Origin of the sequence: Streptomyces termitum, assembly GCF_014650175.1 — a bacterium.
In the GTDB taxonomy this organism is placed as follows: Bacteria; Actinomycetota; Actinomycetes; order Streptomycetales; family Streptomycetaceae; genus Streptomyces; species Streptomyces termitum.
In genome coordinates, this window is sequence record NZ_BMUL01000011.1 from 61,454 (window position 1) to 75,038 (window position 13,585).

The following is a 13,585-nucleotide window of genomic DNA, read 5'->3' on the forward strand; positions in this document are numbered from 1 at the left end:
TCCGGTGGGGCGGTCGGTTCGGGGTCAGTCCCGCAGGGCGGCGATCGCGGCGGCGAGGGCGCCGGGGACGTCGGGCACGGAGACGTGGGCGCCGTCGCGGACGACGGTCCGGCCGCCGACGACCACGTGCCGGACGTCGGCGGCGGTCGCGGCGAAGACGGCGGTCTCGGCGGCGAGGCGCGGCACCGGTCCGGCGGTGCGGACGGTGTCGAGGGCGATCGTGGTGAAGTCGGCGAGGGCACCGGCCTCCAGGGCTCCGGCGCGGTCCCAGCCGAGGGCGGCGTGGCCGTCGGCTCCGGCGGCGCGCAGCAGCGCGGCGGCGGTCCAGTGGCCCCGGGTGCGGGTGCGCAGCCGCTCGTCGAGCTCCATGGCGCGGGCCTCTTCGAGGAGGTCGACGACGGCGTGGCTGTCGCTGCCGAGGGAGAGCGGGGAGCCGGCCTTCTGGAGGGCGGCGGCGGGTCCGATGCCGTCGGCGAGGTCGCGTTCGGTGGTGGGGCACATGCAGGTGCCGGTGGAGGTGCCGCCGATGAGGGCGATGTCCGCGTCGGTGAGGTGGGTGTTGTGGACGCCGGTGGTGCGGGGGCCGAGGACGCCGTGGTCGGCGAGGAGCCGGGTGGGGGTGACGCCGTGGGCGGCGAGGCAGGCGTCGTTCTCGGCGGTCTGCTCGGAGAGGTGGACGTGGAGGGGGGCGCGGCGCTCCTCGGCCCAGCGGGCGACGGTGGCGAGCTGGTCGGCGGGGACGGCGCGCACGGAGTGGACGGCGGCGCCGATCCGTACGCCGTCCCGGTCCTTGAGGGCGGAGGCCCGTTCGGCCCACCGTTCGGCGGTGCCGTCGGAGAAGCGGAGCTGGTGGCGGTCGGGGGCGGCGCCGAAGCCGGAGGAGAGGTAGGCGGTGTCGAGGAGGGTGATGCGGAGGCCGGCCTCGGCGGCGGCGGCGACGAGGGCCTCGCCCATGGCGTTGGGGTCGGCGTAGGGGGTGCCGCCGGGGGCGTGGTGGAGGTAGTGGAACTCTCCGACGGCGGTGATCCCGGCGAGCGCCATCTCGGCGTAGACGGCGCGGGCGAGGGCGAAGTAGCTGTCGGGGGTGAGGCGCTGGGCGACGGTGTACATGGTCTCGCGCCAGGTCCAGAAGGTGCCGGAGCCGACCTGGACGGTGCCGCGCAGGGCCCGGTGGAAGGCGTGGCTGTGGGCGTTGGCGAGGCCGGGGAGGGTGAAGCCGCGCAGGACGGTGGCGCCGGGCGGCGGGGCGGCGGCCCCGGTCCGTACGGCGCCGATCCGGCCGTCCTCGGTGACGTCGAGGGTGACGCCGGGCTCGGTGTGGGTGCCGAGCCAGGCGTGTTCGAGCCAGTACGTCGTGGTCAGCGGCACGCCAGGTCCTCCAGTACGTCGGCGAGGGCGCGGACCCCGGCGACGCAGTCGTCCTCGGCGGCCTGTTCGGCCGGGGAGTGCGAGACGCCGGTGGGGTTGCGCACGAACAGCATGGCGGTGGGGACGGCGGCGGAGAGGATGCCGGCGTCGTGTCCGGCGCCGGTGCCCAGGACGGGCGTCTTCTCGCCGAGGACGCGGGAGAGTTCGTCGCGCAGGGTGTGCGAGAAGTCGACGACGGGGGTGTACGACTCCTGGACGACGGCGAGGTCGATGCCGTGCCGGTCGGCGTAGGCGCGGGCGGCGGCCTCGACTCCGGCGGTGACGGCGTCGAGGGAGTCCTGGTCGGCGGCGCGGGCGTCGAGCCAGCCGCGCACCAGCGAGGGGATGGCGTTGACGCCGTTGGGTTCGACGGCGATCTTGCCGAAGGTAGCGACGGCGCCCGCGAGTTCGGCCTCGCGGCGGGCGGCGAGGACGGTCTCGGCGTAGGTGAGCATGGGGTCGCGGCGGTCGGCGAGGCGGGTGGTGCCGGCGTGGTTGGCCTCGCCCGCGAAGTCGTAGCGCCAGCGGCCGTGCGGCCAGATCGCGGAGGCGATGCCGACGGCGTCGCCGGTGAGGTCGAGGGCGCGGCCCTGTTCGACGTGGAGTTCGACGAAGGCGCCGATGCGGGCGAGCCGTTCGGGGTCGGCGCCGATGGCGTCGGGGTCGTGTCCGGCGGCCTCCATGGCCTGCGGCAGGGTGGTGCCGTCGGCGTCGCGGAGCGCGTACGCCTTCTCCTTGGTCAGCTGACCGGAGGCGAGGCGGGAGCCGACGCAGGCGAGGCCGAAGCGGGCGCCTTCCTCGTCGCCGAAGTTGACGATGGCGAGGGGGCGGCGGAACGAGGCGCCCCGGGCGCGGAGTTCGTCGAGGGCGGCGAAGGCGGAGACGACGCCGAGGGGGCCGTCGAAGGCGCCGCCGTCGGGGACGGAGTCGAGGTGGGAGCCGGTGACGACGGCGTCGCCCGCGGCGGGGTCGCCGAGCCAGGCCCACTGGTTGCCGTTGCGGTCGGTCTCGACGTCGAGGCGGCGGGCCTCGGCCTGCATGCGGAACCAGAGCCGGCACTCGGCGTCGGCCTCGGTCCAGGCGTAGCGGCGGTAGCCGCCCGAGGCGGCGCTGCGGCCGAGGGGCCGCAGCGACCGCCACATGGCGTGGAAGGTCTCGCTCACGCCGGGTCGCCCTCGCCCTCGCGCATGGGGACGCGGACGCCCTTCTCGGCGGCGACGCGCTCGGCGATGTCGTATCCGGCGTCGACGTGCCGGATGACGCCCATGCCGGGGTCGTTGGTGAGGACGCGGCGGATCTTCTCGCCCGCGAGCTTGGTGCCGTCGGCGACGGAGACCTGTCCGGCGTGGATGGAGCGGCCCATGCCGACGCCGCCGCCGTGGTGGAGGGAGACCCAGGAGGCGCCGGAGGCGACGTTGACCATGGCGTTGAGCAGCGGCCAGTCGGCGATGGCGTCGGAGCCGTCGAGCATGGCCTCGGTCTCGCGGTACGGGGAGGCGACCGAGCCGCAGTCGAGGTGGTCGCGGCCGATGGCGAGGGGGGCGGCGAGGGTGCCGTCGGCGACCATGTCGTTGAACATGGCGCCGGCCTTGTCGCGCTCGCCCTGGCCGAGCCAGCAGATGCGGGCGGGCAGGCCCTGGAAGTGGACGCGCTCGCCGGCCATCTTGATCCAGCGGGCGAGGGACTCGTTCTCCGGGAAGAGGTCGAGGATCGCCTTGTCCGTCTTGTGGATGTCGGACGCCTCGCCGGAGAGGGCGGCCCAGCGGAAGGGGCCCTTGCCCTCGCAGAACAGCGGGCGGATGTAGGCGGGGACGAAGCCGGGGAAGGCGAAGGCGCGGTCGTAGCCGGCGAGCTGGGCCTCGCCCCGGATGGAGTTGCCGTAGTCGAAGACCTCGGCGCCGGCGTCCATGAAGCCGACCATGGCCTCGACGTGCCGGGCCATGGACTCGCGGGCGCGGGTGGTGAAGCCGGCCGGGTCCTTGGCGGCGGCGTCGGCCATGTCTTCGAAGGCGATGCCGACGGGGAGGTAGGCGAGCGGGTCGTGGGCGGAGGTCTGGTCCGTCACGATGTCGATGGGCGCGCCCTCGGCGAGCATCTGCGGGACGAGTTCGGCGGCGTTGCCGAGGAGGCCGATGGAGAGCGGGCGGCGGGCGTCGCGGGCCTCGGTGGCGAGCTGGAGGGCGTGGGCGAGGCTGTCGGCCTTCACGTCCAGGTAGCGGTGCTCGATGCGGCGCTCGATGGCGCGCGGGTCGACGTCGACGCAGATCGCGACGCCGTCGTTCATCGTGACGGCGAGCGGCTGGGCGCCGCCCATGCCGCCGAGTCCGGCGGTGAGGGTGATGGTGCCGGCGAGGGTGCCGCCGAACTTCTTCGCGGCGACGGCGGCGAAGGTCTCGTAGGTGCCCTGGAGGATGCCCTGGGTGCCGATGTAGATCCAGGAGCCGGCGGTCATCTGGCCGTACATGGTGAGGCCGAGGGCCTCCAGGCGGCGGAACTCCTCCCAGTTGGCCCAGTCGCCGACGAGGTTGGAGTTGGCGATGAGGACGCGGGGCGCCCACTCGTGGGTCTGCATGACGCCGACGGGGCGGCCGGACTGGACGAGCATCGTCTCGTCCTGCTTCAGCGTCCTGAGCGTGCGGACCATGGCGTCGAAGGAGCGCCAGTCGCGGGCGGCCTTGCCGGTGCCGCCGTAGACGACGAGCTTGTCGGGGTGCTCGGCGACCTCGGGGTCGAGGTTGTTCTGGAGCATCCGGAGGGCGGCTTCCTGCTGCCATCCCAGGGCGCTCAGTTCCGTACCGCGCGGGGCCCGTACGAGACGAGGGGACGGCCCGGAGGGCCCCGTCTGAGGGTGGTGGTGGGAGACGGGCGGGCGGGGTCCTGACATGGGGGTGCCTCCTCGAATGTGAATCAGATATTCACATCCTGTCCCGCTGAATAGTTGTAGTCAACAGGGCGCGGCGGGGTACGGCCCCCGGCGGGGCGCCGCGCGGCCGGGAGGCGCCGGTGACGGGGCGCGCGGGGGCCGCCAGGATGGGCCCATGGCTTCCTCCCGACGCGATCTCGCCGTCCGTGCCGCCGTGGCCCGGGGCCTGCTGGCCCCCGCCGGAACCGCCGAACCCGGCTCCCCCGGACCCGCCTCCCCCGGCTCCGCCGGACCCGCCGGACCCGTCGTCGCCCTGCTCGACGTCGACGGCGTCCGCGCCTCCGCCGCCGCCCTGACCGGCGCCTTCGCCGCCGTCACCGGGGCCGGGGCCGGGACGCTGCACACCTTCGCCGTGAAGGCGTGCCCGCTCGTCCCCGTCCTGCGGCTGCTCGCCGACGCCGGGATCGGCGCCGAGGTGGCGAGCCCCGGCGAGCTGGCCCTCGCCCGCGCCGCCGGGGTGCCCCCGTCCCGTACCGTCCTCGACTCGCCCGCCAAGACGCGCGCCGAGCTGCGCGAGGCCCTCGCGCTCGGGATCGCCGTCAACGCCGACAACTTCCAGGAGCTGGCCCGGCTGGACGCCCTGGTGGCCGCCGGGCCGACCGCCGCGCCGCTCGGGCTGCGGGTGAACCCGCAGCTCGGGGCCGGTTCGATCGGCGCCACCTCGACGGCCACCGCCACCTCCAAGTTCGGGGTCGCGCTGCGCGACGAGGGCGCCCGCGACGCCGTCGTGCGGGCCTTCCTGGACCGCCCGTGGCTCACCCGCCTGCACACCCACACCGGCTCCCAGGGCGTGCCGCTCGCCCTGATGGCCGAAGGCGCGCGGGCCGCGTACGAGCTGGCCGAGGAGATCAACGCCGAGGCGGGCCGCCCGCAGATCGACACCCTCGACCTCGGCGGCGGGCTGCCGGTGAACTTCGCCTCCGACGAGGAGACCCCCACCCACGCCGCGTACGCCCGGCTCCTCGCCGGCACCGTGCCCGGCCTCCTCGACGGCCGCTACCGGCTGGTGACCGAGTTCGGGCGCTCGCTGCTCGCCAAGCACGGCACGGTCCTCGCCCGCGTCGAGTACACCAAGACCTCCGGCGGCCGGCCGATCGCCGTCACCCACGCGGGCGTCCAGCTCGCCACCCGGACCGTGTACGCCCCCGAGGCGTGGCCGCTGCGGGTCCTCGCCCACGACGCCGAGGGCCGCCCCCGCACCGGCGGGGAGGTCGTGCAGGACGTGGCGGGCCCGGCCTGCTTCTCCGGCGACCTGCTGGCCGCCGGGCGGTCCCTGCCGCTGCTGCGCCCCGGCGACGTGGTGGTGGTGCCGGACACCGGGGCGTACGCCTTCGCCACCCCGTACGCGTACAACAGCCTGCCCCGCCCGGCGGTGCACGGCTTCACGGTCGCGGACGACGGCACGGTCTCCTTCGCCACCGTGCGGGAGGCCCAGACCACCGAGGACCTGCTGCGCGAGTCGGGCGCCGCCCACGCCGACGCGCTGGTCCGGTAGCGGCCGGGCCGGGGCGCCGCTTCGATGGGGGCATGACCACCACCGTTGTCGTCGAGCGCCGGATCGCCGCCTCCCCGGGCCGCGTCTGGGAGTCCCTCACCGACCTGCGGCGGCTGCCCCGGCTGCTCACCGGCGTCCGGCGGGTCGAGGTGCTCACCGAGGGCGGCTTCGCGGTGGGCACCCGCTGGCGGGAGACCCGGCGGCTGCTGGGCCGGGAGGCCACCGAGGAGATGACGGTGACCGTGTGCGTGCCGCCCGAGCGGTACGCGACGGTCGCGGGCACGCGCGGCTTCCGGTACGACTCCGAGGTCACGCTGCGCGCCGAGGGCCCGGGCGCGTGCGTCCTGCGGGCCTCCTTCACCGCCCGCCCGGCGCCCGGGCGGAAGCCGGGCCCGGCCGCCCGGCTGCTCGCGCGGGCCGGGGCGCGGGCGGTCGCGAAGTCGCTGGCGAAGGACCTGGAGGACCTGGCCATGGCGGTCGAGTCCCCGTTCTGACGGGCCCGTACGGCCCCGGTCCCGGACCCGACCACCACCGCGCGCCGCCCCGGACCCGGCCGCCGCGCCCCCGGCCCGCGCGCCCCCGGCTCCCCGCGACCTTTCATCGTGGACCACTTCCGGTCGGCCCTGGGCATGTTCCGATGGAAAATGCCAGAACCCCCACCCGGGGCCGCTCCGTTCAGTAACGTCGCCGTCACTGCCGTACGTTCGCACGCCGCATCGGGAGGGGAACCCGCGTGCCCGGAATCGACGAGTGCCTCATGGAGGCCATGACCCTGCCGGGTGCTCGCGGTGCCTCCCTGGTGGACTGGAACAGCGGACTCGCCCTCGGGACCGCGGGCGAGTCGCCGGTCGGCGACCACGAGACGACGGCCGCCGAGACCGCCGAACTCGCCCGCGCGGCGGCCGAGTTCGACACCTTCACCGCCGCCGCCGAGGAGACCGGGGCGGCGGCCGGGGAGGACCCGGGACCACCCGTCGAGGACCTCATCGTCACCACCCGCGCCGGCTACCACGTGCTGCGCTTCGTGCGGACCTCCTTCGACAGCAGCGTCTTCCTCCACCTCTGGCTCGACCGCGACACCGGCAACCTCGCCCTCGCCCGCATCCGCCTCGCCGACCTCGCCCGGCGCCTGGTCCTCGGATGAGCGTCTCCCCCATGCTCGTCCGGCTCGCGGCGGAGCGGGCCACCGGCGCCCTGCTCCGCGACCACGGCACCCTCTACCTCGTCGACGGCCGCGTCGTGCACGCCGAGAGCCCCGCCGCCCCCGGCGTCGACGTCCTCCTCACCACCGCCGGGCGGCTCCCCCGCGAGGGCTGGGACGAGGCCGTCGACCGGGCCGGCGCCCACCGCGCCGTCGGCCGCTTCCTCGTCGACAGCGGCCGGCTGCACGACGGCGAACTGGAGATATGCCACCTCGGCGCCGTCTTCGACGCCGCCTTCTTCGCCCTCTCCCCCACCAGCGGCCCCACCCGCTTCCGGTACGGGGTCGGCCACTGGTTCGGCACCGTCCGCCCGGTCTCCGCCGAGGCCGTCGAGCGCGAGACCGTCCGCCGCCGCGAACTCCTCGACGCCGTCTGGCCGTACGCCGCCGTCGACACCGCCCCCGTCGTGCCCCGCCCGGCCGCCCCCGGCCAGCACGCCGGCGCCCGCCGCCGCGCCCTGCTCGCCGCCGCCGACGGGGTCCGCACCCCCGCCGAGCTGGCCCGGGTGCTGGGCCGCCCCGCCTTCCACACCCTCCTCGACGTCCGCCGGCTCGCCGCCGCCGGACTGGTCGAGACCCCGCTCGACGGGGCCCCCGACGCCACCCCCGCCCCCACTCCGGCCTTCCCCCCGGTCCCCCCGGTGGCCGACCCCGACATCGCCCTGCTGCGCCGGCTCCGTGACGCCCTGGAGGCACACCTGTGATGAGGCGTGCTCTGCGCCTGCGCGCCGAGAGGAGACAGTTGATGACTGCCGAAGCCGAGGTGCTCGGCGAGCTGAGACGGCTGCGTGCCCGGCTCCCCCAGCTGACCGGCGCCCTCGCCGCCAGCGTCGACGGACTCGTGCTCGCCCACGACACGGTGGACGGCGCCGCCGAGAGCGTGGCCGCGCTGACCGCCGCCGCCCTCGGCGTCGGCCGGCGGCTGACCGACTCCACCGGCCAGGGCGCCTTCCGGGAGATGCTCGTGCGCGGCGAGGGCGGCTACGTCGCCACCTACGCGGCCGGCGGCTCCGCCGTCCTCACCCTCCTCGCCGAACCCCGCACCAACGTGGGCCGGCTCCACCTGGAGGCCCGCCGCTCCAGCGCCCGCATCGGCGACCTCGTCGACGGCGCCCTCGACCGCAGGGACACCCCCTGACCCACCCGCCCCTCACCAGGGAAACCCAACCGATCGATAGGAAACACACCATGGCGAACACCGAGACCTCCCTCAAGGAAGCCGCGTCGATCGAGGGCGCGATCGGCGCTGCCCTCGTCGACTACACCAGCGGCATGGCGCTGGGCACCATCGGCGGCGGCAAGGAGCTCGACCTCAACGTCGCCGCCGCCGGCAACACCGACGTCGTCCGGGCCAAGGTGCGGGCGATGGAGATGCTGGGCCTGAACGACGAGATCGAGGACATCCTCATCACCCTCGGCAGCCAGTACCACCTGATCCGGCTCCTCAAGACCCGGGGCAACAACGGCCTGTTCCTCTACCTCGCCCTCGACAAGAACCGGGCGAACCTGGCGATGGCCCGCCACCAGCTCAAGAAGATCGAGGCCGAACTCGACATCTGAGCCGCCCCGCTCGGATCCCCCCAACCCATCTGGTCCGTCCGGGGGTGTTCACTCCACGAACAGTCCCCGCTCCGCCGCCTTCGCGTCGAACTGCTCCAGGCGCGCCTGCGCGTCCGGCAGCTCGTCCGCCATGGCCTCCAGGAGGACCCGGCCGAGCATCATCGGCGCGCAGGCGGTGTCGAAGGCGAGACCGGTGCCGACGGCGGCCGGGATGAGCAGGTCGGAGCGGGCGGCGACGGGCGCGAAGGCGGACTCGGCCACGGTCACCACCGTGAGCCCGGCCGTCCGCGCGTACTCCAGCGCCTCCACGACCTCGCGCGGGTGCCGGGGCAGCGCGAAGCAGAGCAGGGCCGTCGCCCCGGCCCGTACGGCCGCGTCGATCCGGTCCGTCAGCATCGAGCCGCCCTCGTCGAGCAGCCGCACGTCCGGGTGGACCTTGGCCGCGAAGTAGGCGAAGCCCCGGGCCTGCGAGGAGGCGGCGCGCAGTCCGAGGACGAGCAGCGGCCGGGACCCGGCGAGCAGCCGCCCGGCCCGCTCCACGGGTGCCGGATCGGCGAGCAGCCCGGCGAGGTGCCGCAGGTTCGCGATCTCGGCGAGCACCGCCTGCTGGTAGGCGTTGTGCCCGCTCTCCTCCGGCTCCGGCCCGGCGGCCGTCCCGGGCGGGGCGACCTCCCGCAGGTGCCGGCGGAGCGCCGGATAGCCGTCGAAGCCGAGCGCGACGGCGAACCGCGTCACCGACGGCTGGCTCACCCCCGCCAGCTCGGCCAGCTCCACGCTGGAGAGGAACGGCACGTCGGCGGCCCGCCGCACCATGCAGTGCGCGATCCGCCGCTGCGTGGGCGTGAGCCGGTGCCCCTCGAAAAGCGCCTGGAGCCGCCCGGCGGGACTCTCGCCCATCCCGCCCCCCTTCGTTCCATTCATCCCCGACTCTGACTGCATAAGGATATGCAGACGCGCGGGGCGCCGGGCGGCCCGTCCGGGTGGCACCGGCGCCGGCGGGCGCCGCGAAGGCGCTCCCCCCTTCCAGTGGTACCGCTCCCCCGCCCGCGGCGAAGGACGCGCGAAAGCCGATCGCCACGGGCCCGGCGCCGCTCGACCGCGCCGAAGCCCGGCGGGGGCGCACCGCCTCATTGTCAGCTTGATGACAAATCCTTGATCGTCCGATGGGCGGCTCATTACGGTTGGTTGTGTCGAAGCGCGATCGGCCGCCCCCCTCCGGTTTACGCCGGAGTTCTCGGAGGAGGAGGGGACGCCGATCGGCCGGCCAGCAGAAATAGAAGATCCTTCTGAGTGGCTCTGAAACAGTTAAAAGCGTGGCGGGGCAAACCCGTCACACATGGCGAGTTGAGGAAGCTTGAACATCTATATTTCTGGACGCGGCGCATTTTCGGTGCAAGTCGCGGAGGCCGTGGAAGACGCTGGGCACACCATCCTGGGGACAGCCTCCCCGGGTTTGAAGAAGGGCCGCACGGACGACAGCGACCCCATGGCGTGGGACCGTCTGCGCGGATGGTCGTTCCCCCGTTCCATTCCCTGGACGGAGGCGACGGAACTGCGCGCCCACCACATCTCCGAAAAAGTTGACGTCATCGTCGCCGCGCATTCCCACGCGTTCATCGGACGGCAGACCCGGGCTCGGGCCCGGGTCGCGACCATCGGCTACCACCCGAGCCTGCTCCCCCTGCACCGGGGCCGGGACGCCATCCGCTGGACCATCAGGGACGGCGACCGGGCGACGGGCGGCAGCGTCTACCACCTGACCGAGCGGACCGACGGCGGGCCGATCGCCGCGCAGGAGCACGTGCTGGTCCCGCCGGGTTCGACCGCCTCGTCGCTCTGGCGGGAGCACCTCGCGCCGCTCGGCGTGCGGCTCCTGCTGCGGGTGCTGGACGACCTGGCGAACGACCTCCGCATCGAGGTCCCGCAGGACGAGTCCCTGGCCACGTGGGAGCCGGCGATGGACTCGCCCCCGCTGTACAAGCCCGAGCTGATCGCACTGCCGGCCAACGACGGCGTCGTCTCCACCGCCGACAAGTGGGCCCTCATCGACCGGTGAGCCACCGGCGCCACCGGACGTCTTCGTCGAACACACTTGACGGAAGGCTTCTTCAGCATGTCCCCGAACCACAAGCTCGTGACCGTCGACACCCTCGACGAGAAGGTCCTGGGTGACCTCCTCTCCCTGGAGTCCGTCGCCGTCCGAGTTCCCGAATTCTACGACGCCATGTACTGCAAGGCGCTGGCCGATCTGCTGTACCAGGAGATCGACGACACCGCCGGTGCCGGAATCTACGAAAGCAATATCGATTCCTTCTGGAATGTCACACAGGATCCGGGGCGGCGTGAGCGGTATCTCGCGAGCACACTTCCCCTGCTGAACCGCATGCGCCGGCTGAGCGCTCCGCACCCCTCGCCGGTCGACCATCTCCGGGTGGCTCTCGACGAAAGCTGGCCCGGGGGCTCGACGCTCATGACGCTGAACGGCTCCAAGATGCCGCTCGGCATCACCCGCGTATGGCGCACGGGCAGCGAGGGCCTTCCCCACCAGGATGTGCTGCGCCGGGAATTCGACGACCCCATGGCGCATTCCCTGCTCGGACAGCTCGGGGTGAACATCTACCTGGACACCGCCGATGAGGGGGGTGAACTGGAGGTGTGGGACCACGTCATATCCGACGAGGAATACCAGGGAATGGCCGACAAGTATCCGGGAAGTTACGGATACCCCCGCGACATCCTTCCCGAGGAGTCCGTGCTGATCTCCCCGGAGCCCGGCGACCTCATCCTCATCAACGCCGCGTGCGCCCACGCCATCCGCAAGATCACCGCGGGCCGGCGGATCACCGTCTCCGGTTTCGTCGGCAACTACGGCACCGACCTTCCCCTGCGCTGCTGGAGCTGAGTGTGACCATGACCCCTTCCTCCCCTTCCCCCGCGCTGCCGGACGAGCTCGCCGCGCGGCTCGACGGGATCGAACTGCCCGACCCGCTGGGCTTCAGCCGGCTGATGGCCCCCGTGATGTCCGTCGCGTACTACCGCGACGGCGCCTGGGAGACCCCGCGGCTCACCGGGCTCGACCCGCTGCCGCTGGCACCGCACACCCAGGCGCTCCACTACGGGCAGGCCATCTTCGAGGGCATGAAGGCGTACCGGAACCTCGGCGACGACCTCGACGCCCCGACGCTGCTCTTCCGCCCCTACGAACACGCCCGCCGCTTCAACCGGTCGGCCGCCCGCCTCGGGATGCCCGAGCTGGACGAACAGGTCTTCGTCACGGCCCTGGAGGAACTGGTCGGCACCCTGGAGCGACTGGTGCCGTCGCGGCAGGGCCAGTCCCTCTACCTGCGGCCCACCATGTTCGGAGCCACCGCGGACCTGTCGGTGGTGCCGTCCACCGAGTTCTGCTTCCTGATCTGCGCCACCCCCTCGGACGCCTTCTTCACCACGCCGATCTCGGCGTGGATCGAGCGGCACTACAGCCGGGCGGGCGCCGGCGGCACCGGCAACGTGAAGGCGGCCGGCAACTACGCGGCGAGCTTCGCCGCGGCGGCACCGCTGCGGGAGAACGGCTTCCACCAGCTGCTGTGGCTGGACGCCGTGGAGCACCGGTACGTCGAGGAGTTCACGGCGATGAACGTGTTCACGCGCCGCGGCGACGTCCTGGTCACCCCGCCGCTCTCCGACACCATCCTCGCGGGCATCACCCGGGACAGCCTCCTCGCCCTCGGCCCGTCCTTCGGGCTGAAGATGGAGGAGCGGCCCATCGACATCCACGAGCTGACCGACGCCGTCGCCGCGGGCGAGGACGTCGAGGTCTTCGGCTGCGGCACCGGCGCGGTCGTCGCACCGGTCGAGCTCCTCGGCGACGAGACCGGGCTGCGCCTCCCGCTGCCCGACCGGTCCGTCGCGCTCGACCTGCGCGGCCGGCTGCTCGACATCCAGCACGGCATCTCCGCGGCGCCCGACGGCTGGCAGTGGCCGGTCACCGCGCTCCCCGACGGCCCTCGCGCGTAAGGCACGGAAACCCACCATGAGCCAGACCCCCGCCCCCACGACCGACACCGCCGACAGCGCCGACACCGCCGACACCGGCCGGTACGTCGTCGTCACCAACCACGAGGAGCAGTACTCGCTGTGGCCCGCCCACCGCGAACTGCCGCCCGGCTGGCAGGCCAGGACCGAGCCGGCCGACCGCGAGAGCTGCCTGGCGCACATCCAGGACCACTGGGTCGACATGCGGCCCCTGAGCCTGCGCGAGCGGGAGCAACGGCCGTGATCCTCTTCTGCGTCCCGTTCGCGGGAGGCGGCGCGGAGGCGTTCGAGGGCTGGCACGAGGCGCTCGCACCGGTGGCGGAGGTACGCGTCGCGGAACTCCCCGGGCGCGGCGCCCGGTTCGGCCGGCCCCTCATCGACTCCATGCCGGCCCTCGTCTCCGAGCTGGCCGAGCAGTGCGAGGACCTCTCCCAGGGCCCGTTCGCGCTGCTCGGGTACAGCTTCGGCTCCTACGCGGCCTACGCCCTCTCGCTGCACCTGGCGGAGCGGGGCCGCGTCCCGCGGAGGCTGTTCGTGGGCGGCTCCCGGGCCCCCTTCCTGCCGCCGCGCGACCGGTTCCGGCACCTGATGCCGGACGCCGAGCTGATCGCGGAGCTGCGGGCGCTGGGCGGCACCGATCCCGAGGTGCTCGCCAGCGAGCAGCTGATGGCGATGTACCTGCCGGTCCTGCGGGCGGACTTCAAGGTCGTCGAGACCTACGAGGGGGGCACGGAGCCCGCGCCCTGCCCGCTGACCGTGTTCGGAGCGCGCCGGGACGCGTTCGTCCCGACCGAGGACCTGGCCGCGTGGACCAGGCTCGGCGACGCCGCCGGCGAGGTGCGCGTCTACGACGGAGATCACTTCGTGATCCGCTCCGAGCGCTCCCGCATCTGCCGTGCGGTGCGCGCGGACCTGACGCTCGACGCGCTCGGCGCGGCGTCCTGACCCTGACGAAGCCGGCCACCGA

At 73.9% G+C, this 13,585-nt stretch carries 15 protein-coding genes; 11 read left to right on the top strand and 4 right to left on the bottom strand.

Features of this window, described 5'->3' with window-relative positions; genetic code table 11:
* Nucleotides 1-24: 24 nt before the first annotated feature.
* Genes IE219_RS21070 through hutU form a run of 3 tightly spaced genes read right to left on the bottom strand, consistent with a single transcriptional unit; the run spans nucleotide 25 to nucleotide 4,291 of the window.
* Nucleotides 25-1,368, bottom strand: a complete 1,344-nt coding sequence (locus IE219_RS21070) for a formimidoylglutamate deiminase (RefSeq protein WP_189979748.1) — start codon at nucleotides 1,366-1,368, stop codon at nucleotides 25-27.
* Complete coding sequence (locus IE219_RS21075) at nucleotides 1,359-2,570, bottom strand: allantoate amidohydrolase (RefSeq protein WP_189979749.1); 1,212 nt, start codon at nucleotides 2,568-2,570, stop codon at nucleotides 1,359-1,361. Before IE219_RS21075 ends, IE219_RS21070 begins: the two co-directional genes overlap by 10 nt.
* Nucleotides 2,567-4,291 (bottom strand): urocanate hydratase, encoded by a 1,725-nt coding sequence (gene hutU, locus IE219_RS21080; protein WP_189979750.1) that lies wholly within the window; start codon nucleotides 4,289-4,291, stop codon nucleotides 2,567-2,569. The genes IE219_RS21075 and hutU overlap by 4 nt, the downstream gene beginning before the upstream one ends.
* Nucleotides 4,292-4,445: 154 nt before the next feature.
* On the opposite strand from hutU, the gene IE219_RS21085 reads away from it, so the two are divergent.
* From IE219_RS21085 to IE219_RS21110, 6 genes are all read left to right on the top strand, one after another.
* Nucleotides 4,446-5,825, top strand: a complete 1,380-nt coding sequence (locus tag IE219_RS21085) for a type III PLP-dependent enzyme domain-containing protein (RefSeq protein WP_189979751.1) — start codon at nucleotides 4,446-4,448, stop codon at nucleotides 5,823-5,825.
* 32 nt (nucleotides 5,826-5,857) lie between these two features.
* Nucleotides 5,858-6,319: an SRPBCC family protein gene (locus tag IE219_RS21090; protein WP_189979752.1), complete on the top strand. Its 462-nt coding sequence runs from the start codon at nucleotides 5,858-5,860 to the stop codon at nucleotides 6,317-6,319.
* Between the two features lie 239 nt (nucleotides 6,320-6,558).
* The gene (locus tag IE219_RS21095; protein WP_189979753.1) at nucleotides 6,559-6,969 is read left to right on the top strand and encodes a hypothetical protein; all 411 of its coding nucleotides are present in this window, start codon (nucleotides 6,559-6,561) and stop codon (nucleotides 6,967-6,969) included.
* Nucleotides 6,966-7,730: a transcriptional regulator gene (locus tag IE219_RS21100; protein ID WP_189979754.1), complete on the top strand. Its 765-nt coding sequence runs from the start codon at nucleotides 6,966-6,968 to the stop codon at nucleotides 7,728-7,730. The genes IE219_RS21095 and IE219_RS21100 overlap by 4 nt, the downstream gene beginning before the upstream one ends.
* Nucleotides 7,730-8,164, top strand: a complete 435-nt coding sequence (locus IE219_RS21105) for a roadblock/LC7 domain-containing protein (protein WP_189979762.1) — start codon at nucleotides 7,730-7,732, stop codon at nucleotides 8,162-8,164. The genes IE219_RS21100 and IE219_RS21105 overlap by 1 nt, the downstream gene beginning before the upstream one ends.
* 50 nt (nucleotides 8,165-8,214) lie before the next feature.
* Entirely contained in the window at nucleotides 8,215-8,586 is a 372-nt protein-coding gene (locus IE219_RS21110) for a hypothetical protein (RefSeq protein WP_189979764.1), read from the top strand.
* A gap of 48 nt (nucleotides 8,587-8,634) precedes the next feature.
* On the opposite strand, the gene IE219_RS21115 is transcribed toward IE219_RS21110, so the two are convergent.
* Complete coding sequence (locus tag IE219_RS21115) at nucleotides 8,635-9,483, bottom strand: MurR/RpiR family transcriptional regulator (protein WP_189979766.1); 849 nt, start codon at nucleotides 9,481-9,483, stop codon at nucleotides 8,635-8,637.
* A 589-nt stretch (nucleotides 9,484-10,072) separates the two neighbouring features.
* Here IE219_RS21115 and IE219_RS21120 point away from each other — a divergent pair.
* The 5 genes from IE219_RS21120 to IE219_RS21140 all read left to right on the top strand — a co-directional run bounded on the left by IE219_RS21120 (nucleotide 10,073) and on the right by IE219_RS21140 (nucleotide 13,563).
* On the top strand, nucleotides 10,073-10,642 hold the full coding sequence (locus tag IE219_RS21120; RefSeq protein ID WP_229849909.1) for a formyltransferase family protein: 570 nt from the start codon (nucleotides 10,073-10,075) through the stop codon (nucleotides 10,640-10,642).
* Between the two features lie 78 nt (nucleotides 10,643-10,720).
* Nucleotides 10,721-11,488 carry a 2OG-Fe(II)-dependent halogenase WelO5 family protein gene (locus IE219_RS21125; RefSeq protein ID WP_229849910.1) on the top strand — a complete coding sequence of 256 codons (768 nt, stop codon included), beginning with the start codon at nucleotides 10,721-10,723 and terminating at the stop codon, nucleotides 11,486-11,488.
* Between the two features lie 8 nt (nucleotides 11,489-11,496).
* Nucleotides 11,497-12,600 carry a branched-chain amino acid aminotransferase gene (locus IE219_RS21130; RefSeq protein ID WP_189980037.1) on the top strand — a complete coding sequence of 368 codons (1,104 nt, stop codon included), beginning with the start codon at nucleotides 11,497-11,499 and terminating at the stop codon, nucleotides 12,598-12,600.
* A gap of 16 nt (nucleotides 12,601-12,616) precedes the next feature.
* Complete coding sequence (locus IE219_RS21135; protein ID WP_189979779.1) at nucleotides 12,617-12,862, top strand: MbtH family protein; 246 nt, start codon at nucleotides 12,617-12,619, stop codon at nucleotides 12,860-12,862.
* A complete protein-coding gene (locus IE219_RS21140) occupies nucleotides 12,859-13,563 on the top strand; it encodes a thioesterase II family protein (protein ID WP_189979781.1) in 705 nt (234 codons plus the stop codon). Before IE219_RS21135 ends, IE219_RS21140 begins: the two co-directional genes overlap by 4 nt.
* Nucleotides 13,564-13,585 lie beyond the last annotated feature (22 nt).